Here is a 26,920-nt window from a genome sequence, read left to right as displayed (position 1 = left end):
AGTATCGCCGGGGCTCATCATAAAGGAATCCGCCTGCATGATGGTCTTCAGCGAGCAGACCTCCTACCGTGGTAGGAGCTTAGGCAACCCCAGCACGCTGCGCTAAGAGAACGAGGGCCACTCGGTCACGTGCGGCGAGTTTAGACATGAGCGCGGAGACGTGAGTTTTCACCGTGGTTTCTGCGATGACCATGTCGGCGGCTATCTCCGCATTTGTAGCACCACGCGCGATGAGCGAAAGCACTTCCATCTCGCGGCGTGTTACAAGACTGAGTCCTTGGCGTTCCTGGGCGCTGAGGTTTTCGCGCGTCAGCGCCGAGCGATAAGCCTCCAGCACTGGGCCGGTTACCCCGGCGGCCAGCACCGATTCTCCTTGCGCCACGTTGCGAACGGCGGTCACAAGAACCTCTGGGTCGGCATCCTTCAGCAGGAAGCCGTGGGCGCCAGCGGAGATGGACCGCGCCACGAGTTCTTCATCATTGAATGTGGTGAGCATGATGATGCGGCACTCGGGCTTGCGCTCGAGTATGGCTTGAGCCGCTCCGATGCCGTCCATGCCGGGCATGCGAATGTCGAGGATAGCCACATCAATGTGGTGGCTTAGTGCTGCTGTCACGGCGTCCGCCCCAGTGGCAGCGGTTGCCGCGACCTCGATGTCTTCTTGCGCAGTGAGGATGGTAGACAACGCTGAGAGCAGCATTGCTTGATCATCGGCCAATAAGACGCGGATTCTAGATCTGCTGTGTGGCATCCTTGGTCTCCTTCATCGGTATCTGTGCGTGCAAGGAAAAGGAATGAGCATTGCCGGAATAGTCGAGGCGACCGCCAAGCGAACGAGCTCGTTCCGCCACTCCGACTAAGCCCACGCCGCTGCCCGCGACGTTGCTTGGCGTGGGATGAGGATTGGTGGAGGTGAGGGTGAGCGCGGCGGCGTCATCAAGTACAAGCTCAACCACGACATGCGTGCCGACGCCCTGATGGCGCAGAGCATTCGTCAAGCCCTCCGTGGTAATGCGCACCAATGCCATCTGCACCAACGACGGCACGGCGTATTCAGCTGGGAGGTTTGCGTCGACTTTCAGCCCAGCAGCGCGGAAGCCTTCGAGGATTCCTTCGATGTGCTCAAGTTGTTGAGCAGGCTCCAGAGCCGTGGGTCGGGGTGAGCGCAAGGCAGCGACGATTCCGCGAACCTCGCGCAGGGCGGTATCCGCATTATCGCGGATCGAAAGAAGTGCTTCTTCAGCCGCGCCGGAGTCCGCAGTCGCTGCAATGATGCCTGCATTAGCCTGAACCTTAATCAGGGTGAGGGAATGGGCAAGGACATCGTGAAGTTCCCGTGCAATGAGGAGGCGTTCTTCTTCTTGTGCTTGGTGGAAGCGCTCGCGCGCTAGTATCTCCCGTTGGCGATCACGGTCAAAATACCGGGCAGCGATGAAATACGTGCTTCCCAGCACCGCCCAGTGAGCCACCACCATGGCAAGGAAGGGTGTGTCGACCTCATAGCGCAGAAGGTAGGTCTCAGTGTCGATGCGCCACATGAAGGGGGAGATAAAGGTACCGATCACGGTGATGAACAGAACCACCCGCGGAATCAGCCTCTGGGTGATGTACCGCGAGGTGGTGTACACGGCCATGGGGGCGGTCAACGCCCATGGGGTGAGGCCGCTATTGGTGGGGAGCTGGTTCATCCATATGACAGCCCAGGCCAGGAGCAGAACTAGGAATCCTGTTGCGCTCACGACAGGCTTCGAGCGCCAGACTAAGAAAAGCGGTATGAACAGTAGCGACAAGAGAGCCTCGAAAACTTCCACCGTTCCGGGGGAGGAAAATGCCAAGGCACAATAAAAGGCCGCTACGAGCCCCGCGACTCCTGCGAGTAGCGCGTCCCCCAAATGCACCGAGGACAGAAAGGTACGCGCGGTGCGGGAAGAGCTCATAGTCGGCCATGGTAGTACATGTCGAAAGTACTACTTCTTCTTTTTGTCCTTCTTTTTCTTGCCCTGCTTCTTGCCGTCGCCGTTGACCTTGGCACGCTCCAAGTCGGCAGCGGCATCCGGAACGTAGGCAAAGTCGTTGCGCGGCGGGCGGACATATTCAGCCTCGAGCTCGGGGCGGTTTGGAATCTCGGGTACGTCCTGCTCCACGTGCTGGTACGGAACCATCTTGAGGATGTGGTTGATCACGTTGATGCGCGAGCGCTTCTTATCCTCAGACTCCACCGTGTACCACGGGGAGGACGGGGTATCGGTGTGGACGAACATCTCATCCTTGGCACGCGAGTAGTCTTCCCAACGGGTAATGGACTGCAAGTCCATGGGGGAGAGCTTCCAGCGGCGCAGCGGATCGTTGCGACGGGATTTAAAGCGTGCGAGCTGCTCCTCGTCAGAGACGGAGAACCAGTACTTGAGCAGGATAATGCCGTCTTCGATGAGCATGTGCTCCAGCAGCGGGGCCTGGTGGAGGAAGCGAACGTATTCCTGCTGGGAGCAAAAGCCCATGACGCGTTCCACGCCGGCGCGGTTGTACCAGGAACGGTCGAAGATGACGATCTCGCCTGCGGTGGGCAGCTTCTCAATGTAGCGCTGGAAGTACCACTGGCCCGCCTCGCGGTCAGTCGGCTTGGGCAGAGCTTCGATGCGGCAAGTACGCGGGTTCAGGTACTGCGTAATGCGCTTGATGGCGGAACCCTTGCCGGCGGCGTCGCGGCCTTCCATGATAATGACCACGCGGGCGCCGGTCTCAACGACCCACTGCTGCATCTCGACGAGCTCTGCTTGGAGGCGCTTGAGCTCGTCCTCATAGGCTTGCTTGTCTAGCTTCGGCGGCTTGGTGGCAGACTTCTTAGACTGTGAACTCATACCTTTAAATTTACCTCTTAGCTGGGGAAATGCCTAACCGCAGGGGTTAGAGATGTGCGTGGGATGGAGCTGGGGATCAGACTGGCGATCAGTCAACCTCGTGTTGCGTCACCGCGCCGCTGGCGGCGTCGACATCGAGCTCGTGTTCCTGGCCGTTGGCCTTGAATTCAATCTCCCAGTGCGGGCCCTTGCCATCGTCACCATCGTCGTAGTCGACTTCCTTTTCTGTGACGGCCTGGGCATCAACGCCGGCGTGGGCTAAGGCTTTCTCAAAAGCTTCATCGCCGCTGAGCATGCCGGAGCCCTCTGCGTTGCCGGTGGCCCCGGCACCAGCCGTGCCGGCAGGCTGCTGAGCGTCATCATCGTCGCGGTCATCATCACGGTCATCGTCGCCAGCATCCGTGCCCGTCGCTGTGGCCGTTTCCGTCACGGTTTCCACCGGCGCGGGAGTCGGCGTCGGGGCGGGCTCGGCCTCCTTATCCGACGAGCACCCCACCAGCGCGGAGCTGGCGCAGAGCGCGATGCCGACGGCGGTGAAGCGGGAACGAAGAGTCATCGAGGCTAATCCTTCTCAGTTAATCGGGGGAAATGTGGTGTCCCACCGTATCGAAATCAGAGCGTGCTCGCTGAAGAGCCTGGATATGGCTGAATGTTAACGGCCGTGACAGGTGCAGCCTTCGCCGCAGCCACCGGCAGCAGGGGGCTCACCGAAGCGCGTGGTGTTCTCAATTGCCCCTAGCCCTTCGATGCTAATGCGGGTGCGGGAGCCGTCGCCCAGCAGCGCCTCCTCGCCACGCGCGAAGCCCACACCTTCCGGAGTGCCGGTGGCAATGACATCGCCCGGATTGAGAGGGTAGAGGGAGGAGCAGAAGGCGATGAGTTCGGCCACGGAGAAGATGAGGTCATCGGTGTTGTCGTCTTGGCGTACGTCGCCGTCGACGGTCGTCATAAGCCGCGCGGCCTTGCCCGGGGCCCATTCATCAGCCGTGGTCAACCACGGCCCGAAGCCGGCGGTGCGGTAGAAGGATTTGCCGGCGTGGAACTGCGTGGTGGCGCGCTGATAATCCCGCAGGGTGTAGTCGTTCATGATGGCATAGCCGGCCACGTAATCTAGTGCATCTTTCGTGCGCACCCGGTGCGCGCGGCGTCCCATGACCACGGCGAGCTCTCCTTCGTAGTCCAGCTTCTTCGTGGCATAGGCCGGGACATAAACGTCGTCGAAGGGCCCGGTCAGGGCCTCCGGAAACTTGATGAAGAGCGTGGGCTGCGTGGGAAGCTCGCGCCCCATCTCCCGGGCATGCTTGGCGTAGTTGACGCCAACGCAGATAATCTTGCCGGGGTGGGGGATGACGGGGGCTAGGTCGGCATCGTTGAAAACCACAGGCTCGCCGGACAGCTGCGCGGCCTTGCTCCAATCGGGGCTGGCGAGCAATTCTCCGACGTCCTCATAATCCAGCTCGGTGCCCACGTTGGGGCCGTCGATGCGGATAGCGCAAGTACCAAAACTGGTGCGGAGAGTAGCGAGCTTCATGGCGGCTAGTCTAACGCGCGAAGAATCTCATCGACGGCATCGGCACAGATGATGGGAATCTCGTGGGCCTCCTGCTTAGTCCACGGCTTGAGCACGAATGCGGACGGATCCATACGGCCGGGCGGGCGGCCGATGCCTACTGAAAGCCGCTGATAATCCTTGGTGCCCAGGGACTTCGTGGTGGAGCGCAGGCCGTTATGGCCGTGGTCCCCGCCGCCGAGGCGTCGCTTGATGGTGGCGAAGTCGAGCTCCAATTCATCGTGGATCACGATGATGTGATCATGAGGAACATTGAAGTATTGGGCGAGTGCCTTGATGGGACCGCCGGACAAGTTCATGAAGCAGCGCGGCTTGGCGACGATCACTTTGGTATCGCCACGTCGCGCTTCGGCGACATCCGTGTTTGTCTTTTTGTGAACGGAAAAGGAAGCGAATAGCTCGTGGGCTAGTTCATCAGCCACGTCAAAGCCGATGTTGTGGCGAGTTCCGGCGTACTTCGGCCCGGGGTTTCCTAGGCCAACGACGAGAAAAGGAGAAGAAGTCACGCAGCCATTCTAAGCCGCTGGGGTGAAGACACAAGAGCGCACCGCCACCTGCACGCTCACCCCCTCGGTATGTAGGGGAGGGAGTGAGAAAGAATGCAGGCAGCGGTGCGCTAGAGAATGAGGAGTGATAAGGAGAGGGGAGTTTTACTCCTCGTCGGCCTTCTCCTCGGCGGCGCCCTCGTCTGCGGACTCGGCGCCAGCCTCAGCGCCGCCGTCCTCGGCAGCCTCAGCGGCAGCCTCGAGCTCCTCATCAACCTGCGGCTCGGAGATGGAGACGATGACGGTGTCTTCCTCGGCCACGAGGGTGGTGCCCTCCGGCAGGGTGATGTCGCCAGCGGTGACCACGGTGCCATCCTCGAGACCCTCGATGGACACGGCGATCTCCTCCGGAATGTTGAGCACGTCTGCCTCGACCAGGAGGACGTCGGCATCCTGGATGGACATGAGGCCCGGAGCCGGCTCGCCCTCGAGGACAACCGGAACCTCGACCTCAACCTTCTCGCCACGCTTAATGGAGAGCAGGTCGATGTGGTCGATGTTGAAGGTCAGGACGTTCTGGTCGACGTGCTTGACCATGACCAGGTGCTGCTCGCCCTCGAGCTCCAGCTCGAACACGGCGTTGACGCCGTGGTTACGGACCAGTGCGGTCATTTCCAGGCGGTCAACGGCGAAGTGCAGAACGTCGACGGCGTGGCCGTAGACAACGCCCGGGATCTTGCCTGCAGCGCGCAGACGGCGAGCGAAGCCCTTGCCAAACTCAGAACGGACTTCAGCCTTCAATACGGGGCGCTCAGAAGCCATAAGTAAATCTCCTTAAAGTATCGTTGTGCGGCAAGGGCTCATGAAGAACCGTGTAGATACGACAAAAGCCTGCCGATGGACGTCTTGGACGAGTCATCGCAGGCTTAATACAAGATTCACTGCTTAACTTGTGCTATCGCGTCGATAACGGATTTCTCCCTCGCCGAGACGCACAAGATTTTAGCAGCAGCGTCGTCGCAGAACCAAATCTAGTGAGTCTCAAACAGCGTGGTCACAGAACCGTTCTCGAAAATCTCGTGGATGGTGCGAGCCAGCAGCGGGGCGATGGACAGCACAGTGAGGTTGTCCCAGCCCTCGGTGGACTGCGGCAGGGTATCGGTGGTGATGACCTCGACAGCGCCGCCCTCGGACAGGCGCTCGCGAGCCGGGTCGGAGAAGACACCGTGGGTACAGGCAATAACCACGGACTTGGCGCCGGCCTCCTCCAGTACGCGGACCGCGCCCGCGATGGTGCCACCGGTGTCAATCATGTCATCGAGCAGGATGCAGTCCTTGCCCTCGACGTCACCGACGACGCGGTTGGACACCGTCTTGTTGGCTTCGGTGTTAGAGCGGGTCTTGTGGACGAAGGAGAGTGGGGCATCGCCCAACTCGTGTGCCCACTTCTCTGCCACCTTCACGCGGCCGGCATCGGGGGAGACCACGGCCAAGTTGTCCATCGGGTACTTGGACTTGATGTAGTCGGTCAGGATCGGCATGGCGTGCATGTGGTCGACCGGGCCATCGAAGAAGCCCTGAATCTGGTCGGTGTGCAGATCCACGGACACGATGCGGTCGGCACCGGCAGCGGCGAGCAGGTCCGCCACTAGGCGGGCGGAGATAGGCTCGCGGCCGAGGTGCTTCTTGTCCTGGCGCGCGTACGGGTAGAAGGGCAGGATGGCGGTGATGCGCTTAGCAGAGCCGCGCTTGAGCGCATCAATCATGATGAGCTGCTCTACCAGCCACTTGTTGAGCGGCTGGGTGTGGGACTGCATCACGAAGCAGTCAGCACCACGGACGGACTCCTCGAAGCGAATGAAGATCTCACCGTTGGCGAAATCGCGGGCGGTGGTCGGAACCAGATCGGTCTTGAGCTCCTTGGCCACAGCCTCAGCCAACGCCGGGTGAGCGCGCCCGGTGAAGAGCATCATGTTCTTGCTGCTGCCGGTAACCTTGCCAGTCATCAGTAGATATCCCTTTACTTGTCGTTAGTTAGTGGTCTGATCGTCAGCCTGGGCGTCCTGTGCCTTGTCGGCGGCTTCCGCTGCCGGCGTGCCCGGACGCTTCTTTTGCACCCAACCTTCGATGTTGCGCTGCTTGCCGCCGGAGACCGCGAGCGCTCCCGGGGGAACGTCGTCCTTAATTACTGTACCCGCACCGGAGTAGGCGCCATCACCGACGGTGACGGGGGCGATGAACATGGTGTCCGATCCGGTGCGCACGTGGCTGCCGATGGTGGTGTGGTGCTTGTTGACGCCGTCGTAGTTGACGAAGACGGAAGAGGCACCGATATTCGAGTAATCACCCACGGTGGCATCGCCGATGTAGGTCAGGTGCGGCACCTTGGTGCCGCGGCCAATCTGCGCCTTCTTCGCCTCGACGAAGCCGCCCAGCTTGCCCTCTTCACCCACGATGACGCCCGGGCGGATGTAGGTAAACGGGCCCACCTGAGCGTTGGTGCCGATGACGGAGTCGAAGCCGTGTGTGCGCACCACGCTGGCGCCAGCGCCCACCTGCATATTGGTCAGGGTGGTGTCGGGGCCCACCTCAGCACCATCGGCGATGGTTGTCGCACCCCACAGCTGGGTATTGGGGTGAATGACAACGTCCTGGCCAATGGTCACGTTGACGCCGATCCAAGTGGTATCGGGATCGACGATGGTGGCGCCGCCGCGCATGGCTTCCTCGACCACACGGCGGTTGAGAATGCGACCGGCCGCGGCCAACTGCACGCGGTCATTCACACCGGAGAGCTCCTCCGGATCGACAGCAACGTGCGCGCCGACGCGGTGGCCTCCCTCGCGGGCGATCTCCAGCACATCGGTGATGTAAAGCTCGCCCTGGGCGTTGTCGGAGTTGAGCTTCGTCAAGGCGTCGCGAAGCACGGCTCCATCGAAAGCAAAAACGCCGGAGTTGACCTCGCGCACCGCGCGCTGCTCCTCGGAGGCATCCTTTTGCTCCACGATGGCGGTGACCGATCCATCCTCGGCGCGCAGCACGCGGCCGTAACCGGTGGGATCCTCCAGGGTCATGGACAGCACGGTCACGGCGTTGCCTTGGCCGGTGTGGGTCTCGTGCAGCTGGCGCAGTGTCTCCGGGCGCAGAAGCGGAACGTCACCGTTGGTCACGATGACGGTGCCGTCGAAGTCAGGCAACGCACTCAGGCCGCACTGGACGGCGTGACCGGTACCGTTCTGCTCTTCCTGGACGGCCTGGGAGACCTCGCAGTCCAGCTCCTCGGAGATGGCATCGACGGCAGGGGAGACCTGGTCGCGCTGGTGGCCCACGACGACCACGAGGTGCTCCGGGTTCAAGCCAGCGGCTGCGTGGAGGGCGTGGCCGAGAAGTGACCTCCCGCCAATCTCATGCAACGTCTTTTGGGTTGAGGATTTCATGCGGGTACCTGCGCCTGCGGCAAGGACGATGGCGGCGCAGTTCGTTACTTCAGCCACGAGTGTGTGCTTCTCCTGTGATTGGGGATGTCAGGACTTACTTTTTTCATCATAACGCCTGCGTTCTATTTTTCGCGTGAGACCTCCGGAAGTGCCCGGGCACGCCAGGCGCCGAGCAGACCGATGCAGGCCAAGAACAGAATGGCTGCCGAGGGACCAGCCAGCGCGATCACGGCGGAGATGCCGCCAATCACGAGGAGAATGACACCCATCATGGTGTTTGCAGCCCCGACGTAGCGGGTGCGCTTGTCTTCGCCAGCCATGTCCACCACATAGGTCTTGCGCGCCACGCGAATGGCAGTGTGCGCCAGGTTGACCAGGAAGAAACCGAGAGGCAATGCCCACATGCTTACCGCTGCCGGCGCCCACGCGGCACACGCGACGATGCCCAGCAGGATGATCGCTGCGGCACCCGCACCCCAGGACATGACCAAGCGGGAGGACTTATCCGAGAGCACGCCGGATACACGGCCACCCACGAGGCTGGCCAAGCCCGAGGCCAAGACGAAGCCGCCGAGCCCGCTCAAAGCCTGCGAACCGATGCTCTGCGAAAGCACCACGATAAAGGAGGTGGACAGGGCAGACACCAAAAGCAGGGCACGAACGTTGACGAAGCTGCGGAAGCGGGAATCCTGGGTGTATAGCTTCCAGGTGTCCGTCCACCAGCTGCGGTTCAGGCCTTTCTGACCGGCGTCATCCGGCACCGGCTCCTCGATGGTGCGGAAGACTGCTGCCGCCAAGAACCACGTGGCCGCACCGATGGCCAGCAACGCCGCCAAACCCCAGCGCGGGAGCTCGCCCAGCACGGCGAGGATGCCACCGGTAATCAAGGTGACCGCGCCGCCGAGCTGCGTGGCCCGGCCGGTCACTACTCCGCGGTGGCCCTTGGAGATGGTGCGGCCCTGCACGTCTTTGCCGGTCAGCGAACACAGCGCGCGCAGCACGGCGAGAGCTGCCAGGGCGAGGCAGACGATGAGGCCGAGGAGGGGGCCGTCGACAAGCACCGCAGCCGCCGCGATGATCGCCGCGCACAGACCCTGGCCCACCGAGCCCAGCACCCACAGGCGTTTGCGTGCTGGATGGGACACCACCCACGGGGTCAGCGCCGCCTGCGGGAGCATGGAGCCGGACTCGCGCAAGGGGACCAGTAGGCCCGTGAAGAAGCCCGGCACCCCGGCCACGCTAAACAGCCAGGGTAGGACCGTCTTTCCGGAGAGCAATTGATCGCCCACTCCCTGCAGGCCATTCGACCAGACGAAGCGGCGGGCATTGGCGGACTCTTCGGACGGTGAGGAGCCGTGGGGAGATGCTGAACGCGAAGCCATGACTGTGATCTTAAGCCCGGCTCGCTCCAATCCGGGGTCTAAGGTTCACCTGATCTCTATCCTGGGAGGCATGTCTATCTCCGCTCGCCCTACAGTATCCCGCCGTATTTTTGTCCAGGGTTCCGTGCTGACTGTTGCCGGTGCCGCCGTGATGGGGTTGAGCGCCTGCTCCACTTCGGGGTCGAAGAATCAACCGGAGCCGCTGGGCTACGACGGCGAGCCGCGTGCCCTGCCCATCCCGCCCGTGGAGGAAGGGGAGGTCGTCGACGGCACGCGCGTATTCAAACTCACCGCCCAGGACGGCTACTCGGAGATCCTCCCCGGCAACGACCGCACGCGGACGTGGGGCTTCAACGGCGCCTTCTTGGGCCCCACTCTGCGGGCTCGGCGGGGCGAGAAAGTCCGCGCGGAAATCACCAACGACCTCATTGAGATGACCACGGTGCACTGGCACGGCATGAAGCTTCCGGCCTATTCGGATGGCGGCCCGCACTCACCGATTGAGGTGGGCAAGACCTGGAAGCCCGAGTGGGAGATCATCCAGCCCGCGGCCACGCTGTGGTACCACCCGCACCCGCACATGGCCACGGCCACGCATGCCTACCGCGGGCTGGCGGGCATGTTCCTCATCGGTGACGATGTGGCCGATGACCTGGACCTGCCGCAGGACTACGGTGTGGACGACATCCCGGTAGTCATCATGGATGCCAAGTTCACCGACGATGGCCAGATTGATGAAAAGAGCGATAACACTCTGGGCCTTCTGGGCACCACGCCTCTGGTCAATGGCATCACCAATGCGCGCTTCGACGCCACCACGCGCCGGGTCCGCTTGCGCCTGCTCAACGGTGCTTCGATGCGCTTCTACACGCTGGAGCTCAGCAACGGTCCCTTCCATGTCATCGCCACGGACACGGGGCTTCTCGACGCCCCCGTGGAAACCGATGCCCTCTTCCTTGGCCCCGGCGAGCGCGCCGAAATCATCGTGGACTTGGAGCCCGGCAAGGGGGTCCAGCTGCGCTCGGTGCCGCGCAAGGATAATTTTGGGGTGCCCAAGGACAAGGACGCGGCCGACTTCGGCTTCCAAGATTCCTTCGACCTGCTCACCATTTCCGGGCCGGCGGAAAACGCCTCGGAGCCATCGGCCCTGCCGGCAACGCTGGACCCCGCCGCGGCAAAGACACCATCGGATGAGGGGCTTAAGGAGCGTGAGTTCGTGCTCAACACCTTCATGATTAATGGTGAGCAGATGGACATGGCGCGGGTGGATACCGTCATTGATCATGACGCCCCGGAGATCTGGACCGTGACCAATGAGAACTCTGACTGGCCGCACAACTTCCATATCCACAACGCCCGCTTCAAGGTTCTGGAGTGGGACGGCGACGAGAAGATGGATGTGTTCAACTCCGGCTGGAAAGACATTGTCAACCTTCCGCCGAAGGTCACCGCACGCCTGCTGGTGGAGTTCGGTCACTTCCCGGATAAGACCATCCCGTACATGTACCACTGCCACATGCTGCTGCATGAGGACGAGGGAATGATGGGGCAGTACGTCATGGTCAACAAAGGCGAGAAGCCCGACGTGCGCGTCAAACCCGCCGCCTTAGTCTTCGACCAAACCGCCACCGCCCACTCCGCACACGCCGGCCAGGTGGTGGACTCCTCCCGCAGCCCCTATGCGACTCCGGAGGCGAAGACCTAACCGTTCACGATTCTCTCGTAGGCACGGCCTGCTAGCGGTGTAGACGGTTTCGATGTTTGCAAAAGTGCAGACCTGGAAGTGCAGATCTGCTGGTCGTCGACAAGCAGTGCGTTGGCGCTTCACGACGCCCACCTGCGTGAATGCACTTCCAGGTCTGCACTTTTGGAAACGGTGGCCGTCAAGGGCGCCTGAGTAAGGCACTTTGAGGCGGCACGGGGGTAGCAATAATGAACTGCAACAAATTCACTATCGTTATGTGAGTAGTGCGCTAGGGTCAGTATCTGTGATTCAGGACGTCGACCCGCTCATCCATTCCCTGTACCAGGTCTTTGACCTCATCGGTGTGGTGCTCAACGGCATTATTGGTGGCACCATTGCACGCCGTAGGGAATTCGACATTATTGGTTTCGTCTTTCTGGCGCTCTTTTCGGCGCTGGCGGGCGGCATGATTCGTGACATGCTGATCTCTCATGGCCCAGCAGCCGCTATCTCTGATCCGTGGTATCTCACTCTGGCATGCGTGGGTGCGCTCATTGCTTTCTTGATGGACCTCAAGGGCAAGGTCTGGGAGATCTTCCTTGAGCACGCGGATGCTGTCATCTTGGGTGTGTGGTGTACGACTGGCTGTGTGAAGGCGCTGGCCTACGATATGCCGTTTATTGCCTGCGTCTTCTTAGGTGTTCTGACCGCAGTGGGCGGCGGTATGGTGCGCGATGTTGCTTCCGGGCAGATTCCCTCGGTCTTTGGCGGCAGCCCGCTGTATGCCGTGCCGGCGGTACTTACCGGAATCGTGATGGCTTCCTTCGCACACTTCGATAAGTTTGCCCTCGGTATGATCGTCTCGCCCTTCGTGGGCTTTGGTCTGGCAGTTACGGCGTATTGGCGCGGGTGGGTGCTTCCGCGAGCAGGTGTAGCGCCCCTGAATTACACTGCGGCGCAGGTGGCATCGATCGCGCGGAGAGCCGAAATTAGGGGTTTTCGGCGTGGCCGCAGAAATCGTAAATAGGTTCTCGCGGGATTTGAACCTATCACTTGCGCAATACGGTCAGTTCCACGCAGCCCCCGAAGGCTCTCGTCCAGCGCTTTCTCGATATGTTCCTTCGCTTTTCTCCATACGTGTCATCGCACCGTCGAACCATGTACGGTGCCCGGGGCGCTCAGCTGCCCGCCTCGCTGCTCGGTCCGCAATAGTGCTTTCGGACCATGATCTTTACGCCGCTTAACCTGCTTCTCGATCACCTCTCGGGCGACTGCCACCGCGTGATGATCATGTGTCTTAGGAGTGCCCGATTAATCAATTTAATCCTCACCCCGTTTCAAGGTCTTGATTTCGGCTTCTAGAGCTTTCATGTCTATTTCGTTGACCTTAGAATCGAGTTGGCGTTGGTAAGCATCCCATTCTTCCTCGGCTTTGTTTACTGCCTGCTCGTGTTTCCTCTTCCCATATCCTTTGAGGACTTCGCGTTCGTTGAAGATGAGCCAGGCTTCCGTTTTTTCCACCCAATCCTTCAAGAGCATGGTTTTTCCCATCTCGGCTTGGTCTTCTGCATAGTCCAAATACATTGTGGTGAGCCTGCGCATACGCCTAGCTTCGTCTTCGTTAAGGAAGTTTTTCGCAATGCCCATGTCGCTTTTGTGGGGCGATTCTCCGCCCCACGTCGTGAGCCCAGCGTATGGCTTAGTGTGGTCTGCGCGTTCCCAGATTAGCTCTGCTGCGGTTCGGCCGTGGGTGGCGAAGTGGAGTCTGTTTTGAATCCCTGCGAAGAATTGTTGGACTTCTTTAAATGATTTCTTTTCCTGGTAGTCAGCGCTGGTTGCGGCTATGACGTCACAGATTTTGCGGAAAAATTGGCGTTCGGAGACCCGAATCTCTCGAATGGTTTCAAGTAATTCGTCGAAGTGGGTGTCAGCACCATCGTTTTTGAGTTTTTGAGCGTCGATGGCAAAGCCTTTGGTGAGGTATTCCCGTAGAACTTCTGTGGCCCATTTTCTAAATTGCGAGCCGCGTGGACTTCGTACGCGGTAGCCAACGGCGAGAATCATGTTTAGGTTGTAGTGATTAACGGACCTGGTTTGACCTGGTACTTTCAAAAGTTGTTTGAAAGTAGCTTCTGCACCTAATTCGCCTGAGCGTGTGATTGACTGAATATGGTGCGAGACGGAAGCTGTGGTGACGTCGAAGAGATCGGCCATCTGCTTCTGGGTGAGCCAGGCGTCGTTGTCTTTTAGTTGGAGTCTTACGTGTGCTTTACCATCTTGGGTGGTGTACATAGCGACTTGGTCGGGGGTAGTCACTGGTATCCTCTCCTCGATTTTCTCGTTCTTCCTGCTTATTCAGTGACGAGTCCGCAGCGAATTTGTCCGGCTCGTGGTCAAGCTCGCGGACAGCACTGTCATCCTCATCCTGCAGTGAAACAGAGGCACCGGACATGGGGGTCAAGATACGGGATATCTTCACGTTCGACCACGTGGTCAAAGGTTTCTGCTCAGTGGGCGAGTATATTATTGATGCGGCGCGCTACATCTGCGATTACCTGTTGGTCTGTAAGTGCCCGGAGCGGTTTCCACAGGTTCCGAAGTATCGCCAGCGCAATAACCCGCCACCTGAAAACGCAGGTAGACGGGCTATGCTAATCAGCTTCCCCACCAGGACTCGAACCTAGAATGACGGTACCAAAAACCGTAGTGTTGCCGATTACACCATGGGGAAACTGCGCACACAACGTGGGCGCTGGGGGACATGTTACCTGACGGGTGCGGGCGAGACCTAAACAGGTGGCCAATCTTCTTTATTGCGTTGCAAGCTGCCGACTTTTAGCTGGTGCGGGCGATGTCCAGTGGGGGAGATACAGTAGAAGACATGGTTCGACAAAGGATGACCGGGCGTGAGCGCCGTGAGCAATTGATCTCCATTGGGCGCGCGGCCTTCGCAGAACGCGGCTTCGATGGTGCCAGCGTGGAAGACATCGCCGCGCGCGCCGGCGTGTCCAAGCCGGTGGTCTATGAGCACTTCGGCGGCAAGGAAGGCCTGTACGCCGTCGTCATCGACCGCGAGCTCGTCGCTTTGGAAAAGGTCGTCACGGAATCACTGCAGACGGGTTCGTGGCGCCAGCGCATCGAGCAGGGGGTCGTCGCTTTGCTGACCTACGTGGAGGAGGAGACCGATGGTTTCTTAATCCTCGTGCGCGACTCCAAGCCAGGGGAGGAGCGTAGCTTCTCCACGCTGTTGAACACAGCGGTAAATCAGATTGCGCATATCCTCGGTGAGGCCTTCGAACACCGCGGTCTCGACCCCGAGCTGTCGGTGCTCTACGGCCAAGCGCTCGTCGGCATGGTGGCCACCACGGCCCAGTGGTGGCTAGATGAGCGCGAGCCTTCGCGCGAGACAGTCGCAGCGCACATCGTCAATTTGTGCTGGAATGGTCTTTCTGGCATGGAAGCAGCACCGAAGTTGAAGGGAGCCAAGTAGGTGGCAACGCCGATGCTGGGCGGGCTGCTCAAAGTAGCCGCCTCAGATCCGAAACTCAAAGGTCTCGCTACTCAAGTGGGCACACCGTCGCTGCACATCACGGGCATCGACCAGGCGCGCCCCTGGGCCATTGGCACGCTGGCTCACCACGCGCCGGTGCTGGTGGTGACTGCCTCCGGGCGTGAGGCGGAGGACCTCACCGCAGAGCTGGCAGCCATGCTGGGGGATAAGGTCGCCTACTTTCCCGCGTGGGAGACGTTGCCGCATGAGCGGCTGTCGCCGGCCCCGGATATCGTCGGCAAGCGCGCGCGTGTGCTCGACCTAGTGGGGGCGGGCAAAGCCCAAGTGGTGGTGACCTCTGCCCGCGGGTATTGCCAGCCTATCCTGAGCAAAGTGGAAGGCCGCGAGCCCATCTTCCTGAAGGAAGAAGCTGAGCACGAGCTCTCACATATCCTTTCGGAGTTGGAGTTTCGCGCCTACAAGCACGTGGATATGGTGGCCAAGCGCGGCGAGTACGCCACGCGCGGCGGCATCCTCGATGTTTTCCCCACCACCTCGGACTACCCGGTGCGTGTGGAGTTCTGGGGCGATGAGATTACCGATATCCGCCAGTTCTCCGTGGCGGATCAGCGCGCCATCCCGGAGATTGAGGTCGGCGAGGTCGCCATCTATCCCGCTCGCGAGCTGCCGATTACTAATGAGGTTGCCGCACGCGCCCGTGAGCTGGCTCAGAAGTTTGGCGGGAATGCGGCTCTGGCAGAACTGCTGACCAAGGTAGGCGAGCACATCCCTGCCGACGGTATGGAGGCGTTGCTTGCCGTGCTAGCCGACGACCCCTTTGTCACCCTCCCCGAACTCCTCACGGCGGGCACGCACGTGGTGCTCGTGGCACCGGAAAAGATCCGCACGCGCATTGCGGACCTGGAATCCACCGATGCGGAGTTCTTGGCTGCTGGCTGGGAGGCCGCCGCGATGGGCGCGGATGGTCCGCTGGCTGCCGAGGGCTTGGATACCTCGGCGTCGAGTTACCGCTCCTATGAGTCGCTTGAGGCGACGTGCCGGAATATCGAGGCCCCGCTGTGGACTTTTGCCCCGCCGGGGATGTTCGCCGCCGCTGAATCGGAGACTCTGCCGCTGGATTTTGAGCCCGGACCTACCCCACGCGGTGATATCTCAGAGATTGATGCGATGATGGCGCAGCTTCTAGCGCACACCACCGCCGGTGGGCGGGCTGCGTTTATTGCTCCTGCCCAGGGTGCGATCAAGCGCATGGTGGAGCGTTTCGCGGAGAAGGGGATTCCCACCAAGGTGGCCACGCCTGGGTGGGAGCCGAGCCCCGGCGAGGTTACCCTCTATCAGGCCTTGTCCCATGCGGGTCTGGTTTTCCCAAAGGTGCGCAAGCTGAAGGATGCTGAAGCGCTGCCGCTCGTGGTTATTACGGAAACTGATCTGACGGGTAACCGCGTCGGTGATATTGCGGGTGCGAAGCGTCGCCCAGCAAAGCGCCGCAACCGCGTGGATCCCCTCGCCCTGAAGCAGGGGGATTACGTGGTGCATGAGACCCATGGCATCGGCAAGTTCCTCAAGATGGCCGAGCGCACCGTACAGTCCGGTGATGAGACGTCGCGCCGCGAGTACATCGTGCTGGAGTATGCGGCGTCCAAGCGCGGTCAGCCGGCCGACCAGCTGTGGGTGCCCATGGATTCGTTGGATCTGTTGAGCAAATACACCGGCGGTGAGGCGCCGACGCTGTCCAAGATGGGCGGCTCGGATTGGAAGAACACCAAGAAGAAGGCGCGTGCCGCGGTGCGTGAGATCGCCGGTGAGCTGGTGGAGCTTTATGCCAAGCGCCAGGCAGCCCCTGGCCACCAGTTTGGGCCCGATACGCCGTGGCAGGCGGAGATGGAGGATAATTTCCCCTTCGTCGAGACTGAAGACCAAATGCTGGCCATCGATGCCGTCAAGCAGGATATGGAATCCACGGTGCCGATGGACCGCGTGGTCGTCGGCGATGTGGGCTATGGCAAGACCGAGGTTGCGGTGCGCGCGGCCTTCAAGGCCGTGCAGGACGGTAAGCAGGTGGCGGTCCTCGTGCCCACGACTCTGCTGGCGCAACAGCACGCCGATACCTTCCGCGAGCGCATGCAGGGCTTTCCGGTGGATATTGAGGTCCTCTCGCGCTTTACCTCGGCCAAGGAGTCCAAGGAGATTCTCGCCGGCTTGGCGGATGGTTCCGTGGACATCGTCATCGGCACCCACCGCCTGCTGCAAACGGGCGTGCAGTGGAAGAACTTGGGCCTCATCGTGGTGGATGAGGAGCAGCGCTTCGGCGTGGAGCACAAGGAGCACATCAAGGCGCTCAAAGCCAGCGTGGATGTGCTCACCATGTCCGCGACACCGATTCCACGCACCTTGGAGATGTCCATGGCGGGCATCCGTGAAATGTCTACGATTTTGACGCCTCCGGAGGACCGTCACCCGGTCCTGACCTATGTGGGCGCGTATGAGGATAAGCAGGTGGCAGCGGCCATCCGCCGCGAGCTGCTGCGCGACGGCCAAGTTTTCTTCATCCACAACAAAGTCGCCGACATCGAAAAGAAGGCCCGCGAACTGCGGGACCTGGTGCCGGAGGCGCGCATCGTCGTCGCACACGGCCAGATGAACGAGGACGTGCTTGAACGCACCGTCCAAGGTTTCTGGGACCGCGAGTTCGACGTGCTGGTATGTACCACCATCGTGGAGACCGGTCTGGATATCGCTAATGCGAATACCCTCATCGTGGAAAACGCCCACCACATGGGTCTATCCCAGCTCCACCAGCTGCGCGGGCGCGTGGGCCGCTCCCGCGAGCGCGGCTATGCCTACTTCCTCTACCCGAAGGGCGCCACGCTGACGGAGACCTCCTATGACCGTCTGGCCACCATCGCCCAGAACAACGATCTGGGCGCGGGCATGGCCGTGGCCATGAAGGACCTTGAGATGCGCGGTGCCGGCAACGTGCTGGGCGCGGAGCAGTCCGGCCACATCGCCGGCGTGGGCTTCGACCTCTACGTGCGCCTTGTCGGTGAGGCGGTGGAGACCTTCAAGGCGCTCGCGCGTGGGGAGACCCCCGTGGTCACGGACGAAGGGCCGAAGGAAATCCGCATCGACCTGCCGGTGGACGCCCACATCCCGGAGTCCTATATCAACTCCGAGCGCCTGCGCCTAGAGGTTTACCGCAAGCTCGCAGCCTCCAAAGACAACGCGGACCTGGCACACGTGGTGGAGGAAATGCAGGACCGCTACGGCCCCGTTCCGGAGCCGGTGGAACGCCTTCTCGCCGTGGCCCGCCTGCGCCACCAGGCCCGCCGGGCTGGGGTCAGCGACATCACGGTGCAGGGCACGCGCATCAAGGTCCACCCGGTGGAGCTGGCGGATTCGAAACAGGTACGCCTCAAGCGCCTCTACCCGGGCTCCAACTACCGTGCGGCGGCTAAAGCAATCCAGCTCAGCTTCCCCAAGGCAGGACGGAATGTCACAGACCCCAAGCTGCGTGACATTGAGCTGCTGCAATGGGTGGCGGATTTCCTAGCGTCGATGTTTGAACTCGAGCACGTTGACGTCAGTGGTGCTAAGACTAAGAAAAACGTCATTAGCGTAGGAGAGAAGTAATGGACGCCGCGAACAACCGCCTTGGCTATCCTCGGGCGAATCAACGGATCGTCATGGTGGCGGTGTGGATGTTCGCGGCGTTGATCAGCATCCCCGTCTCGCTGGTCATAAAGTTCAGCGGTGAGAACGGCGGCTGGCTCACCTTCATGTTGATGATGTTTGGGGTAATCCTGGTTGGTGTCTGGGTGTTGCTTGGGCTGCTGCCGCTCTTTATCCGCAGTGATTACGAGAGCAAGCTGGAGTGGGCGTGGGTGTCCATGGCCCTGGTGTTCATCGGCTTCATCCTGGGCAACGCCAACCTGCCGGATTTTGGAGACATCGGACCGGCCACCGTACCGACGTGGTGGTTTGGCAACGAGGAAGCGGCCACAATCACCGGCGGCATCCTCCTCGTTATCAGCGGCATCGGCCACGTGATGTGGCTCGCAAGCTGCATCACGTACGCGGTGCTCTCGCACCGCTCAGCACCTGAGGTGTTCTAGAGAACGAGGCGCCCGGTGCCCAAGCCCCACACTGCGGCGACAGCGCCGACAATCACCAGCGCCACAACGCACCATTCGAAGGTGTTAAACACGCGCTCCTTCTTGTACAAGCGCGTGGCCACATAAGGGATCATGCTCGGGACCACAGCCAGCGCGCCAAGCAGCACGTAGACCGGGTCGGCGGCGTAAATGAGCCAGACGGAATAAATGAAGGCGACGAGGCCGATGTAGAGGTGGCGGCGGTTCTCACGGCGGCTCACCTCCGGGCCAGACAAGTCGAAGCGCACCCCGGCATGCGGGTGGGTTAGCCCCTTGCCGCGCACCGCCAAGAGCACCAGGTACAGCGAGGAGAAGATGTAAGGCAGCAGGTACATGATGGTGGCCAGCTGCACCATCGCGTTATAGGACGTCTCGTTGAGGAAGAAGACGATGACGAAGAGCTGAATCGTCAGCGTGGAAATCAGCTGCGCAACCCAGGGCGCGCCGGCGATGTTCACAGTGCCGATCTTGCGGGGGAGAAGACCATCGACAGCCATCATGACGATAGGCTCCGCGCACAGCATCTGCCAGGACACATAGGCGCCAAGCACGGAAAGGCACAGGCCGAGGGAGATGAGCGCGCCGCCCCATTCGCCGACCGCGGCGGTGAGCACGGAGGCCATCGAGTTATCCGGAAGCGCTGCGAGCTCTTCCTGGGTAAGGACGCCGAAGCTCAGCGTGGACACGGACACCAGCAGCGCCAAGACGCTGATGAAGCCGATGACGGTGGCGCGGCCGACGTCGGCACGCGTGCGAGCCTGCTTGGAGTAGACCGAAGCGCCCTCCACGCCGATGAAGACCCACACGGTGAAGAGCATGATTCCCTGCACCTGCTCAAAGAGGGACTTATCAGAAGCCTTGCCCCAGATATCCAGGGTGAACTTGTCCCAGCTAAATCCCACGAAAGCGAGGATGACGATGAAGGCCACGATGGGCACGATCTTGGCCACGGAGGTGACCATGTTCATGATGGCCGCCTGCTTAATGCCGCGGGCCAGCACCGCAAAAATACCCCACGACAGCAAAGACACCGCAATGGCGGAAACCCAGCGGTGGTCGGCGTCAAAGAGGGGGACGTAGTGGCCGATGGTGTTGAAGAACAAGGTGGCGTAGCCCACCTGCGCCATCACGGAGCCGAGCCAGTAGCCCCAACCGGAGGTAAAACCGATGAAATCACCTAAGCCGGCGCGGACATAGGAGTACACACCGGAGTCGAGGTGCGGCTTGCGGTGCGCCAGTATTTGGAAGACGAAGGCGACGGAGAGCATGCCCACGCCGGCGATGAGCCAGCCGATGAGCATGGCGCCCGGGCCGGCGACGGAGGCGATGTTTTGCGGGAGAGAGAAGATACCCGCGCCCACCGTGGAACCGATGATGAGCGCGACAAGCGTCCACAGCGTCACGGAGTGCGTGCGCGGCGATTCGGTGAGATTGGAAGTGGTCATTGGTTAAAAATACCCCTTAAGGCGGGCTTTTGTGCAACTGCAGCGAAAGCTCATGGAACCCGGGACCTATACTCGTTGCTTATGACTGTCCTGTTGTTAGATCCGCGCTGGCCCACCCTAATCCCTCTGGAGGCCGTTGGAAAACTGCAGGGACCTGTTGTTTTTACCGATGAAGTACCGGTGAAGGTGCGGTGGAATTTCGACCAGCTCCTGTGCGGTGAGGATCCGGCAGGCCACGGTGTTGTGGTGAGCACAGATCCGTCCCACCCGCAGGTGCGCGCGCTTATCGACGCCCACGCGGAGCTCATCCTTGCCCCCTCCCTGGAGGAGCCGATGTGGCAGGCGCGCGAGGTGATGACGCGGGCCCGGCGCATCGGGGAGTGGGAGCGCGATCAAACCCATGAGAGCTTGCTGCCGTATCTGGAGGAAGAGTCCGCGGAGTTCGCCGAGGCGGTGCGGGAGCGCGCCTCTGAGGCCGAGCTGCTCAAGGAACTCGGTGATGTTTTCTTACAAGTCCTTTTCCATGCCGAGATAGCGGCGCGCCGCGGAGCTTTTAGCCTCGATGACGTCGCCATGTCCTTCGTCAACAAAATGCGCTCCCGCGCGCCCTACCTTTTTGACGGCACGGAGGACGTCGTGGAGGTAGAGGAGCAGGAGCGCCTGTGGGCCGAAGGTAAGGCCCGAGAAAAGGACTAGCCCTTCTGGATGATGGAGGACAGCAGAGGAGCGTAGTCGGTGAGCGTGGAGGACAGGCCAGTGCCGCCGGTGACGATGGTGTCTTCCTTAACGATCTTGCACTCGAGGGCACGGTCAGCGGTCTGGCCGGAGTACTTCACAGCGGCGAGGGCCAGCGGGCCGAGTTCCTCGGTGTTGCCCAGAGCCATGAGGTTCTTTGATAGCTGGTTGCGGGTGGTGTCCGGGCCGAGCAGCTCGCCCTCGGTCGTCTGATCGATCAGCGTCAGGGTGCTGCGGAGGGTGTTGCAGTCAGCATTCTGGATGCCCTGGGAAAGGAAGCCGCCCAACTCCTCGAGGGATGCGGCGGACGCGGTGGCGGGCACGACAGCACCCAGGGTGACAACAGCGGCAGCAGTGGCAGCGATACGACGGATGAACATGGAACTCCTTGAGATTGAAGAAAGGGCGTTGAAAGAACGTGCAGGACCGGCGTAGGCGCGGCGGACCGTTCATCGGTGCAGTGTAGCGCACAATGTTACGCATGGGAATACTTTGACATAATTACTCGAAATATTTTTGCTTAGCTAGGTTCCTTTCGTCGCCAAGCGGCGCCCTCTGTGTCGGTCTAACCCACACGTGAAACCGTCTGTAGTATTCACCTTTATGACACAGGGGCTACGGAGGATTGGGGGCTGTGGCCTCGGCATTGTCTTGGCCATCATTCTGATCATTTCCCTGGTGGCGTGGAGTCTTTCCTTCCTTGATAAGCCTTCCCCGTTCCGGCAGCTGTCCCCCGTTCCGGAGGATCTTCCACCCGTCGGTGGGGCAGAGGTGCCCAATATTGACGTCGAAGCGCCAGGGCGCACCGCGGACAAATTGACGTGGTGGTCTGATCAGCTGGCCGACGCCACCAGCATCCCCGCCCAAGCTTTGCGGGCCTATGGAAACGCCGAATTGATCGCGCGGCAGTCGTGGCCGAACTGCAATCTGCGCTGGAATACCCTCGCCGGGATTGGCTGGGTGGAAACCCGTCACGGGACCTATAACGGCAATATCTTCCACCGTTCTTCACTCGATGAGAACGGTCACCCCGAGCCGCCCATCGTGGGTATCCCTCTCGACGGTACGAACAACACCACCCACGTTCCGGACAGCGATGGCGGCGTGTTTGATGGCGATACTGAGTTTGATCGGGCGGTAGGCCCCATGCAATTCATCCCGTCTTCGTGGGAGCATTTTGGTCGCGACGCCAACGGTGATGGCGTAGCCGATCCAAATCAAATCGATGATGCCGCGCTGGGTGCTGCCGCCTTGTTGTGTTTCGGGGATAGGGACCTTTCGACGCCGGAAGGCTGGCGCTCAGCCATCCTCAATTACAACCAATCCGAGGATTACCTGCGTAAAGTGGCCGCTGCGGCGAATTCCTATGCCATCGAACAGCCTGCGACGTCCTAGCGCCTTTCTAGATCTTTATCACGTTGTCCGTTTCCGCCCGACACGTTCCGAAGTTTTCTGGAACAATTGGCTGCAGGTGGTTTGGGAGCCCCTCCCAGAACACGAACCCAAGATCAATTTGGCTCTATAGGAGTGAAAGCAGCATGGCTGACATCATCCACGTAATGGCACGCGAAATTCTTGATTCCCGCGGCAACCCCACCGTTGAGGCTGAAGTATTCCTCGACGATGGAGCACGCGGTGTGGCCGGCGTTCCGTCTGGCGCTTCCACCGGTGTTCACGAGGCTCACGAGTTGCGTGACGGGGGTGACCGCTACTTGGGCAAGGGTGTTCTCAAGGCAGTTGAAAACGTCAACGAAGAGATTGCTGATGAACTTGCCGGCTTTGAGGCCGATGACCAGCGCCTGATCGACCAGGCCCTCATCAAGCTGGACGGTACTGATAACAAGTCCCGCCTCGGCGCCAACGCCATCCTGGGCGTCTCCATTGCCGCTGCCAAGGCTGCTGCCGAGTCTGCTGGCCTGCCGCTCTACCGCTACGTCGGTGGCCCGAACGCTCACGTCCTGCCCGTTCCGATGATGAATATTCTCAACGGTGGCTCCCACGCTGATTCCGGCGTGGATGTCCAGGAGTTCATGATTGCTCCGATCGGCGCAGAGTCCTTCTCCGAGGCGCTGCGCCAGGGTACCGAGGTCTACCACGCCCTCAAGAACGTCATCAAGGACAAGGGACTGTCCACCGGTCTGGGCGACGAGGGCGGCTTCGCCCCGTCCGTCGAGTCCACCAAGGCTGCACTCGACCTCATCGTTGACGCAATCAAGAAGGCCGGTCTGAAGCCGGGCGAGGACATCGCACTGGCACTCGACGTTGCTTCCTCCGAGTTCTTTAAGGATGGCAAGTACCACTTCGAGGGCGGCGAGCACACCGCTGAGGAGATGGCCAAGGTCTACGAGGATCTCGTTGCCAACTACCCGATTGTGTCCATCGAGGACCCGCTGCAGGAAGATGACTGGGAGGGCTACACCAAGCTCACCGCAGCCATCGGTGACAAGGTCCAGATCGTGGGCGATGACTTCTTCGTCACCAACCCGGCCCGCCTCCAGGAGGGCATCGAGAAAAAGGCAGCCAACGCACTGCTGGTGAAGGTTAACCAGATCGGCACCCTGACCGAGACCTTCGACGCCGTCGAGCTGGCTCACCGCAACGGCTACCGCACCATGATGTCCCACCGTTCCGGCGAGACCGAGGACACCACCATTGCTGACCTCGCGGTTGCCCTCAACTGCGGCCAGATCAAGACCGGTGCCCCGGCACGTTCTGAGCGCGTGGCCAAGTACAACCAGCTGCTGCGCATCGAGCAGGAGCTCAGCGACGCAGCCGTCTACGCCGGCCGCTCCGCATTCCCGCGCTTCCAGGGCTAATTTCTAGGAATAGCCGGGAACCGGCCACTCGCTGAGATAGCGTCGAAGCGAAAGGTGTCACAGGAAACTGTGGCACCTTTTTTCGTCGGGGTGGCCTCCATAGCGCTGTGGCGCATGTTATTTCTGAGACACGACGCGCGCCGCGCACCACCTGGGCTGTAGCGGGATACAATGACTTCCCGATGGCACGCACTACTTCTTCCCGCACGAAGCGCCGGAACACCGTTCCGGTCCACACGCGTGCCCGCGACGCGCAGCGCACCAAGCCGAAGAAGAATCCGACCCAGCCTAAGGGTCTCGACATTCTGGGAGTGGGCGTCATTATTGCCGTTGTGCTCGTAGTCCTCTTAACCATTGCCGTTCCGCTGCGCAATTACTACCACGGCCAGTCGGAGATAGCGCGCCTGGAAAGCTCCATCGCCGCCAAACAGGAGCAGAAAGAAAACCTCCTCACCGAGATTGATAAATACCGTTCGGAGGAATACGTCAAACAAGAAGCGCGCCGCCGCTTCGGTGTGATGGATGAAGGAGAAACCGCGTTCCGCATCATGGATCCGCGGATGGACTCAGGCGATACGGTGACCTCGGAACGCCGCGAGGACGTCGACGAGCGCGCGTGGTACACGGTGCTGTGGGATTCGGTGTCACAGGATGCCGAGACCCCACCGAACACTGAAACCCCACCGGAAGCGGAGAACCCGCCGGAAGACCTAGTCGAAGCTCCTGCTGAATAGGACGCACCCGCGCCTCCGTGTCACAATGGTTCCTATGACCGTGACCGATGCTGATCTTGAAGTCGTCCGCGAACAATTGGGCCGCACCCCGCGCGGCGTCGTGGACATTGCTTACCGCACCCCCGACGGAGCCCCTGCTGTGATTAAGACGGCGCCTAAGCTTCCCGACGGCACTCCGTTTCCTACCCTCTATTACCTCACTGATCCGCGCCTGACCGCCGAGGCATCGCGCCTTGAAGTTGCCCACGTCATGAAATGGATGGAGCAGCGTCTCGCGGCGGATGAGGACTTGCAGAAGGACTACCAGGCAGCGCACGAACACTACCTGGAAACCCGCAATGCCATGGAGGACTTGGGCACTGATTTTTCCGGTGGCGGCATGCCTGAGCGCGTTAAGTGCCTCCACGTGCTTATTGCTTATGCCTTGGCAGAAGGCCCGGGCCGGGTGCGCTTTGGCACCGAGGCCGTCGCGATGGCTGCAGAACACGGTAAACTCCGGGGAAGCGCCATCCCGGAGGATTGGCCCACCGTGGGGGACCTGGGCATTGATATGACCCAGTTTGATTTTTCTAACGCCGGTTAAGAGAAAGGCTAGCCTTATGACTCGCGTCGCTGCTGTCGACTGCGGAACCAACTCCATCCGCCTGCTCATCAGTGAGATCCAAGAGGATGGCAAGATTCGGGATATCTCCCGCACGATGGAGATCGTCCGCCTCGGACAGGGCGTCGACGCCACCGGTGAATTCGAGCCGGAAGCACTCGCACGGACTCGTGCGGCCCTCGAAGAATACGTCAAGCAGATGAAGTTTGAGAAGGTTGAGCGCGTGCGGATGGTGGCAACCTCGGCAACGCGTGATGCCAAAAACCACCGCGAGTTCTTCGATATGACCGAGGAGCTTCTTAGTCAGGTCCAGCCGGGTGCCCGCGCGGAGATCATTTCCGGGGAGGAGGAAGCACTGCTGTCCTTCACCGGTGCGGTGGGGGACCTGCGCTCTGAGAAGGGGCCCTACTGTGTCATCGACTTGGGCGGCGGTTCGACGGAGTTCGTCGTTGGGACAATCGACGGCGAGATTCTCGGCTCCCACTCTGCGCAGATGGGGTGCGTGCGACTCACTGAGCGCATGATGCGCAACGATCCGCCTACCGAAGCAGAAATAGAGATCGCTACTGATTACGTCGCTGAACGCATGGCTGAAGTGGAAAAGATCGTGCCCATCGACAAGGCCCAAACCTTTGTCGGCTGCGCCGGTACCTTCACGACGCTCTCGGCGCTGGCGCAGGGCATGGAACGCTACGATGCTGACTCCATCCACGGATCCGAGCTGCGCTTCGACGCCCTGCGGGTGCTCACTCGACAGATGATCGGTTTGTCCTCGGACGTGAGGGCCCTCAACCCCGTCATCCACCCGGGCCGCGCCGATGTCATCGGCGGCGGCTGCGTGGCCGTGGAGGGCATCATGACGATGATTGAGCGCAACAGTGATGCCCGTTCCTTCTTCATCAGTGAGAAGGACATCCTCGATGGCATCATTAGCGGCCTTGTCGCAAACTAAGCGAACTAAGCAGGCACCATCCCACGGACCGGCACAGTTCTACGGATGCCGACCCTATTTTCGGCATGCATCCACCCGTGCCCTAAGATAAGTGGGCACGGTTTGGCCCCCATAGCCCAATCGGCAGAGGCAGTCGACTTAAAATCGATTCAGTCTGGGTTCGAGTCCCAGTGGGGGCACCATGACCAGCGGAAACGCTGGAAAAGATGGCCAAAAAGGCGCGAAGGTGTCCAAAAAGTGTCCAAAAATTACGCGGACATGTTGGCTCAGACACTGCTTGTGTAGGGGTACGTGTGGATTGGCCCCAAAGCAGACAAGCGTGGAAGCCGACTACAACTTCCAGCCCTGTCTGTCGGATTTCTAGTTCAGTTCTTCCCGACACTGCTCTTTGGTCTTCCCTGATTCGAGGCAGTTAGCCCAATCAATTTGGCCTTGTACCCACGGGCTTGGTTGTTTTGGCTGCTGTTCTTCGGATGGGACTAGTCCGGCGTTTCGCTCGTCTTCGAGATACTGCTCACCACCACGCGTATGGGCCTGACCCCCGGAAAGTAGACACGTC

At 60.8% G+C, this 26,920-nt stretch carries 24 protein-coding genes and 1 tRNA gene; 12 read left to right on the top strand and 13 right to left on the bottom strand.

The window, feature by feature from the left end; all coding sequences use genetic code 11:
- Positions 1-79: 79 nt before the first annotated feature.
- From HMPREF3009_RS10640 to HMPREF3009_RS10595, 10 genes are all read right to left on the bottom strand, one after another.
- Positions 80-751, bottom strand: a complete 672-nt coding sequence (locus HMPREF3009_RS10640; protein WP_070546173.1) for a response regulator — start codon at positions 749-751, stop codon at positions 80-82.
- Positions 732-1,688, bottom strand: a complete 957-nt coding sequence (locus tag HMPREF3009_RS10635) for a sensor histidine kinase (protein ID WP_232761094.1) — start codon at positions 1,686-1,688, stop codon at positions 732-734. Before HMPREF3009_RS10635 ends, HMPREF3009_RS10640 begins: the two co-directional genes overlap by 20 nt.
- Positions 1,689-1,967: 279 nt before the next feature.
- Positions 1,968-2,858 carry a polyphosphate kinase 2 gene (gene ppk2 / locus HMPREF3009_RS10630; protein WP_070681837.1) on the bottom strand — a complete coding sequence of 297 codons (891 nt, stop codon included), beginning with the start codon at positions 2,856-2,858 and terminating at the stop codon, positions 1,968-1,970.
- 88 nt (positions 2,859-2,946) lie between these two features.
- A complete protein-coding gene (locus HMPREF3009_RS10625) occupies positions 2,947-3,414 on the bottom strand; it encodes a PepSY domain-containing protein (RefSeq protein ID WP_232761092.1) in 468 nt (155 codons plus the stop codon).
- Positions 3,415-3,510: 96 nt separating this feature from the next.
- Positions 3,511-4,389: a fumarylacetoacetate hydrolase family protein gene (locus tag HMPREF3009_RS10620; protein WP_070681834.1), complete on the bottom strand. Its 879-nt coding sequence runs from the start codon at positions 4,387-4,389 to the stop codon at positions 3,511-3,513.
- A gap of 5 nt (positions 4,390-4,394) precedes the next feature.
- Entirely contained in the window at positions 4,395-4,934 is a 540-nt protein-coding gene (pth, locus tag HMPREF3009_RS10615; protein WP_070681831.1) for an aminoacyl-tRNA hydrolase, read from the bottom strand.
- A gap of 144 nt (positions 4,935-5,078) precedes the next feature.
- Positions 5,079-5,735 carry a 50S ribosomal protein L25/general stress protein Ctc gene (locus HMPREF3009_RS10610; RefSeq protein WP_049154276.1) on the bottom strand — a complete coding sequence of 219 codons (657 nt, stop codon included), beginning with the start codon at positions 5,733-5,735 and terminating at the stop codon, positions 5,079-5,081.
- A 209-nt stretch (positions 5,736-5,944) separates the two neighbouring features.
- Entirely contained in the window at positions 5,945-6,919 is a 975-nt protein-coding gene (locus HMPREF3009_RS10605; RefSeq protein WP_070681828.1) for a ribose-phosphate diphosphokinase, read from the bottom strand.
- A 24-nt stretch (positions 6,920-6,943) separates the two neighbouring features.
- Positions 6,944-8,407 (bottom strand): bifunctional UDP-N-acetylglucosamine diphosphorylase/glucosamine-1-phosphate N-acetyltransferase GlmU, encoded by a 1,464-nt coding sequence (glmU, locus tag HMPREF3009_RS10600; RefSeq protein WP_049154281.1) that lies wholly within the window; start codon positions 8,405-8,407, stop codon positions 6,944-6,946.
- 65 nt (positions 8,408-8,472) lie between these two features.
- Positions 8,473-9,732 (bottom strand): MFS transporter, encoded by a 1,260-nt coding sequence (locus tag HMPREF3009_RS10595; RefSeq protein ID WP_070681825.1) that lies wholly within the window; start codon positions 9,730-9,732, stop codon positions 8,473-8,475.
- A gap of 70 nt (positions 9,733-9,802) precedes the next feature.
- On the opposite strand from HMPREF3009_RS10595, the gene HMPREF3009_RS10590 reads away from it, so the two are divergent.
- Together HMPREF3009_RS10590 and HMPREF3009_RS10585 are read left to right on the top strand one after the other, a co-directional pair.
- Positions 9,803-11,437, top strand: a complete 1,635-nt coding sequence (locus tag HMPREF3009_RS10590) for a multicopper oxidase family protein (protein WP_070681822.1) — start codon at positions 9,803-9,805, stop codon at positions 11,435-11,437.
- Between the two features lie 286 nt (positions 11,438-11,723).
- Positions 11,724-12,443, top strand: a complete 720-nt coding sequence (locus HMPREF3009_RS10585; RefSeq protein ID WP_232761102.1) for a trimeric intracellular cation channel family protein — start codon at positions 11,724-11,726, stop codon at positions 12,441-12,443.
- Positions 12,444-12,736: 293 nt separating this feature from the next.
- Here the strand turns inward: HMPREF3009_RS10585 and rhuM are convergent, their stop codons facing one another.
- Positions 12,737-13,732, bottom strand: a complete 996-nt coding sequence (rhuM, locus tag HMPREF3009_RS10580) for a RhuM family protein (protein ID WP_083295519.1) — start codon at positions 13,730-13,732, stop codon at positions 12,737-12,739.
- A gap of 565 nt (positions 13,733-14,297) precedes the next feature.
- On the opposite strand from rhuM, the gene HMPREF3009_RS10575 reads away from it, so the two are divergent.
- From HMPREF3009_RS10575 to HMPREF3009_RS10565, 3 genes are read left to right on the top strand one after another with little or no spacing between them, the layout of a single operon-like run.
- Positions 14,298-14,906, top strand: coding sequence for a TetR/AcrR family transcriptional regulator (locus tag HMPREF3009_RS10575; protein ID WP_046648318.1), 609 nt, complete (start codon positions 14,298-14,300; stop codon positions 14,904-14,906).
- A 12-nt stretch (positions 14,907-14,918) separates the two neighbouring features.
- Complete coding sequence (gene mfd / locus HMPREF3009_RS10570) at positions 14,919-18,557, top strand: transcription-repair coupling factor (protein ID WP_070510324.1); 3,639 nt, start codon at positions 14,919-14,921, stop codon at positions 18,555-18,557.
- Positions 18,557-19,039 (top strand): hypothetical protein, encoded by a 483-nt coding sequence (locus tag HMPREF3009_RS10565; RefSeq protein ID WP_046648319.1) that lies wholly within the window; start codon positions 18,557-18,559, stop codon positions 19,037-19,039. Before mfd ends, HMPREF3009_RS10565 begins: the two co-directional genes overlap by 1 nt.
- Here HMPREF3009_RS10565 and HMPREF3009_RS10560 read toward each other — a convergent pair.
- A complete protein-coding gene (locus tag HMPREF3009_RS10560; RefSeq protein ID WP_070681816.1) occupies positions 19,036-20,523 on the bottom strand; it encodes an amino acid permease in 1,488 nt (495 codons plus the stop codon). The two genes, HMPREF3009_RS10565 and HMPREF3009_RS10560, sit on opposite strands and share 4 nt — an antisense overlap.
- Before the next feature lie 81 nt (positions 20,524-20,604).
- Here HMPREF3009_RS10560 and HMPREF3009_RS10555 point away from each other — a divergent pair, with 81 nt between their 5' ends.
- On the top strand, positions 20,605-21,219 hold the full coding sequence (locus tag HMPREF3009_RS10555) for a MazG nucleotide pyrophosphohydrolase domain-containing protein (protein WP_046648321.1): 615 nt from the start codon (positions 20,605-20,607) through the stop codon (positions 21,217-21,219).
- Here HMPREF3009_RS10555 and HMPREF3009_RS10550 read toward each other — a convergent pair.
- Positions 21,216-21,638, bottom strand: a complete 423-nt coding sequence (locus HMPREF3009_RS10550; RefSeq protein WP_046648322.1) for a hypothetical protein — start codon at positions 21,636-21,638, stop codon at positions 21,216-21,218. The two genes, HMPREF3009_RS10555 and HMPREF3009_RS10550, sit on opposite strands and share 4 nt — an antisense overlap.
- A gap of 223 nt (positions 21,639-21,861) precedes the next feature.
- Between HMPREF3009_RS10550 and HMPREF3009_RS10545 the strand changes: the two genes are divergently transcribed.
- The 6 genes from HMPREF3009_RS10545 (at position 21,862) to HMPREF3009_RS10520 (ending at position 26,543) form a co-directional block, all read left to right on the top strand.
- The gene (locus HMPREF3009_RS10545) at positions 21,862-22,653 is read left to right on the top strand and encodes a lytic transglycosylase domain-containing protein (protein WP_049155526.1); all 792 of its coding nucleotides are present in this window, start codon (positions 21,862-21,864) and stop codon (positions 22,651-22,653) included.
- A gap of 143 nt (positions 22,654-22,796) precedes the next feature.
- Positions 22,797-24,074: a phosphopyruvate hydratase gene (gene eno, locus HMPREF3009_RS10540; protein ID WP_049155525.1), complete on the top strand. Its 1,278-nt coding sequence runs from the start codon at positions 22,797-22,799 to the stop codon at positions 24,072-24,074.
- Positions 24,075-24,256: 182 nt separating this feature from the next.
- Entirely contained in the window at positions 24,257-24,808 is a 552-nt protein-coding gene (locus HMPREF3009_RS10535) for a septum formation initiator family protein (RefSeq protein WP_070681813.1), read from the top strand.
- Positions 24,809-24,842: 34 nt separating this feature from the next.
- Positions 24,843-25,391, top strand: coding sequence for a DUF501 domain-containing protein (locus HMPREF3009_RS10530; protein WP_046648324.1), 549 nt, complete (start codon positions 24,843-24,845; stop codon positions 25,389-25,391).
- A 16-nt stretch (positions 25,392-25,407) separates the two neighbouring features.
- A complete protein-coding gene (locus tag HMPREF3009_RS10525; RefSeq protein WP_046648325.1) occupies positions 25,408-26,361 on the top strand; it encodes a Ppx/GppA phosphatase family protein in 954 nt (317 codons plus the stop codon).
- 105 nt (positions 26,362-26,466) lie between these two features.
- Positions 26,467-26,543: transfer RNA gene (locus HMPREF3009_RS10520), tRNA-Leu, on the top strand.
- The last annotated feature ends 377 nt before the right edge of the window (positions 26,544-26,920 follow it).

This window comes from Corynebacterium sp. HMSC034H07, assembly GCF_001815175.1.
Taxonomy (GTDB): Bacteria; Actinomycetota; Actinomycetes; order Mycobacteriales; family Mycobacteriaceae; genus Corynebacterium; species Corynebacterium hiratae.
Note: the sequence above shows the minus strand (reverse complement) of the source record. Positions and strands in the feature narration are given on the sequence as shown.

What these genes read in the sequence shown, in the direction of transcription:
- HMPREF3009_RS10640 (WP_070546173.1), bottom strand. Translation starts at nt 751, where the DNA reads ATGCCACACAGCAGATCTAGAATCCGCGTCTTATTGGCCGATGATCAA.
- HMPREF3009_RS10635 (WP_232761094.1), bottom strand. Translation starts at nt 1,688, where the DNA reads ATGAACCAGCTCCCCACCAATAGCGGCCTCACCCCATGGGCGTTGACC.
- ppk2 (WP_070681837.1), bottom strand. Translation starts at nt 2,858, where the DNA reads ATGAGTTCACAGTCTAAGAAGTCTGCCACCAAGCCGCCGAAGCTAGAC.
- HMPREF3009_RS10625 (WP_232761092.1), bottom strand. Translation starts at nt 3,414, where the DNA reads ATGACTCTTCGTTCCCGCTTCACCGCCGTCGGCATCGCGCTCTGCGCC.
- HMPREF3009_RS10620 (WP_070681834.1), bottom strand. Translation starts at nt 4,389, where the DNA reads ATGAAGCTCGCTACTCTCCGCACCAGTTTTGGTACTTGCGCTATCCGC.
- HMPREF3009_RS10610 (WP_049154276.1), bottom strand. Translation starts at nt 5,735, where the DNA reads ATGGCTTCTGAGCGCCCCGTATTGAAGGCTGAAGTCCGTTCTGAGTTT.
- HMPREF3009_RS10605 (WP_070681828.1), bottom strand. Translation starts at nt 6,919, where the DNA reads ATGACTGGCAAGGTTACCGGCAGCAGCAAGAACATGATGCTCTTCACC.
- HMPREF3009_RS10595 (WP_070681825.1), bottom strand. Translation starts at nt 9,732, where the DNA reads ATGGCTTCGCGTTCAGCATCTCCCCACGGCTCCTCACCGTCCGAAGAG.
- HMPREF3009_RS10590 (WP_070681822.1), top strand. Translation starts at nt 9,803, where the DNA reads ATGTCTATCTCCGCTCGCCCTACAGTATCCCGCCGTATTTTTGTCCAG.
- HMPREF3009_RS10575 (WP_046648318.1), top strand. Translation starts at nt 14,298, where the DNA reads ATGGTTCGACAAAGGATGACCGGGCGTGAGCGCCGTGAGCAATTGATC.
- mfd (WP_070510324.1), top strand. Translation starts at nt 14,919, where the DNA reads ATGCTGGGCGGGCTGCTCAAAGTAGCCGCCTCAGATCCGAAACTCAAA.
- HMPREF3009_RS10565 (WP_046648319.1), top strand. Translation starts at nt 18,557, where the DNA reads ATGGACGCCGCGAACAACCGCCTTGGCTATCCTCGGGCGAATCAACGG.
- HMPREF3009_RS10560 (WP_070681816.1), bottom strand. Translation starts at nt 20,523, where the DNA reads ATGACCACTTCCAATCTCACCGAATCGCCGCGCACGCACTCCGTGACG.
- HMPREF3009_RS10555 (WP_046648321.1), top strand. Translation starts at nt 20,605, where the DNA reads ATGACTGTCCTGTTGTTAGATCCGCGCTGGCCCACCCTAATCCCTCTG.
- HMPREF3009_RS10550 (WP_046648322.1), bottom strand. Translation starts at nt 21,638, where the DNA reads ATGTTCATCCGTCGTATCGCTGCCACTGCTGCCGCTGTTGTCACCCTG.
- HMPREF3009_RS10545 (WP_049155526.1), top strand. Translation starts at nt 21,862, where the DNA reads ATGACACAGGGGCTACGGAGGATTGGGGGCTGTGGCCTCGGCATTGTC.
- eno (WP_049155525.1), top strand. Translation starts at nt 22,797, where the DNA reads ATGGCTGACATCATCCACGTAATGGCACGCGAAATTCTTGATTCCCGC.
- HMPREF3009_RS10535 (WP_070681813.1), top strand. Translation starts at nt 24,257, where the DNA reads ATGGCACGCACTACTTCTTCCCGCACGAAGCGCCGGAACACCGTTCCG.
- HMPREF3009_RS10530 (WP_046648324.1), top strand. Translation starts at nt 24,843, where the DNA reads ATGACCGTGACCGATGCTGATCTTGAAGTCGTCCGCGAACAATTGGGC.
- HMPREF3009_RS10525 (WP_046648325.1), top strand. Translation starts at nt 25,408, where the DNA reads ATGACTCGCGTCGCTGCTGTCGACTGCGGAACCAACTCCATCCGCCTG.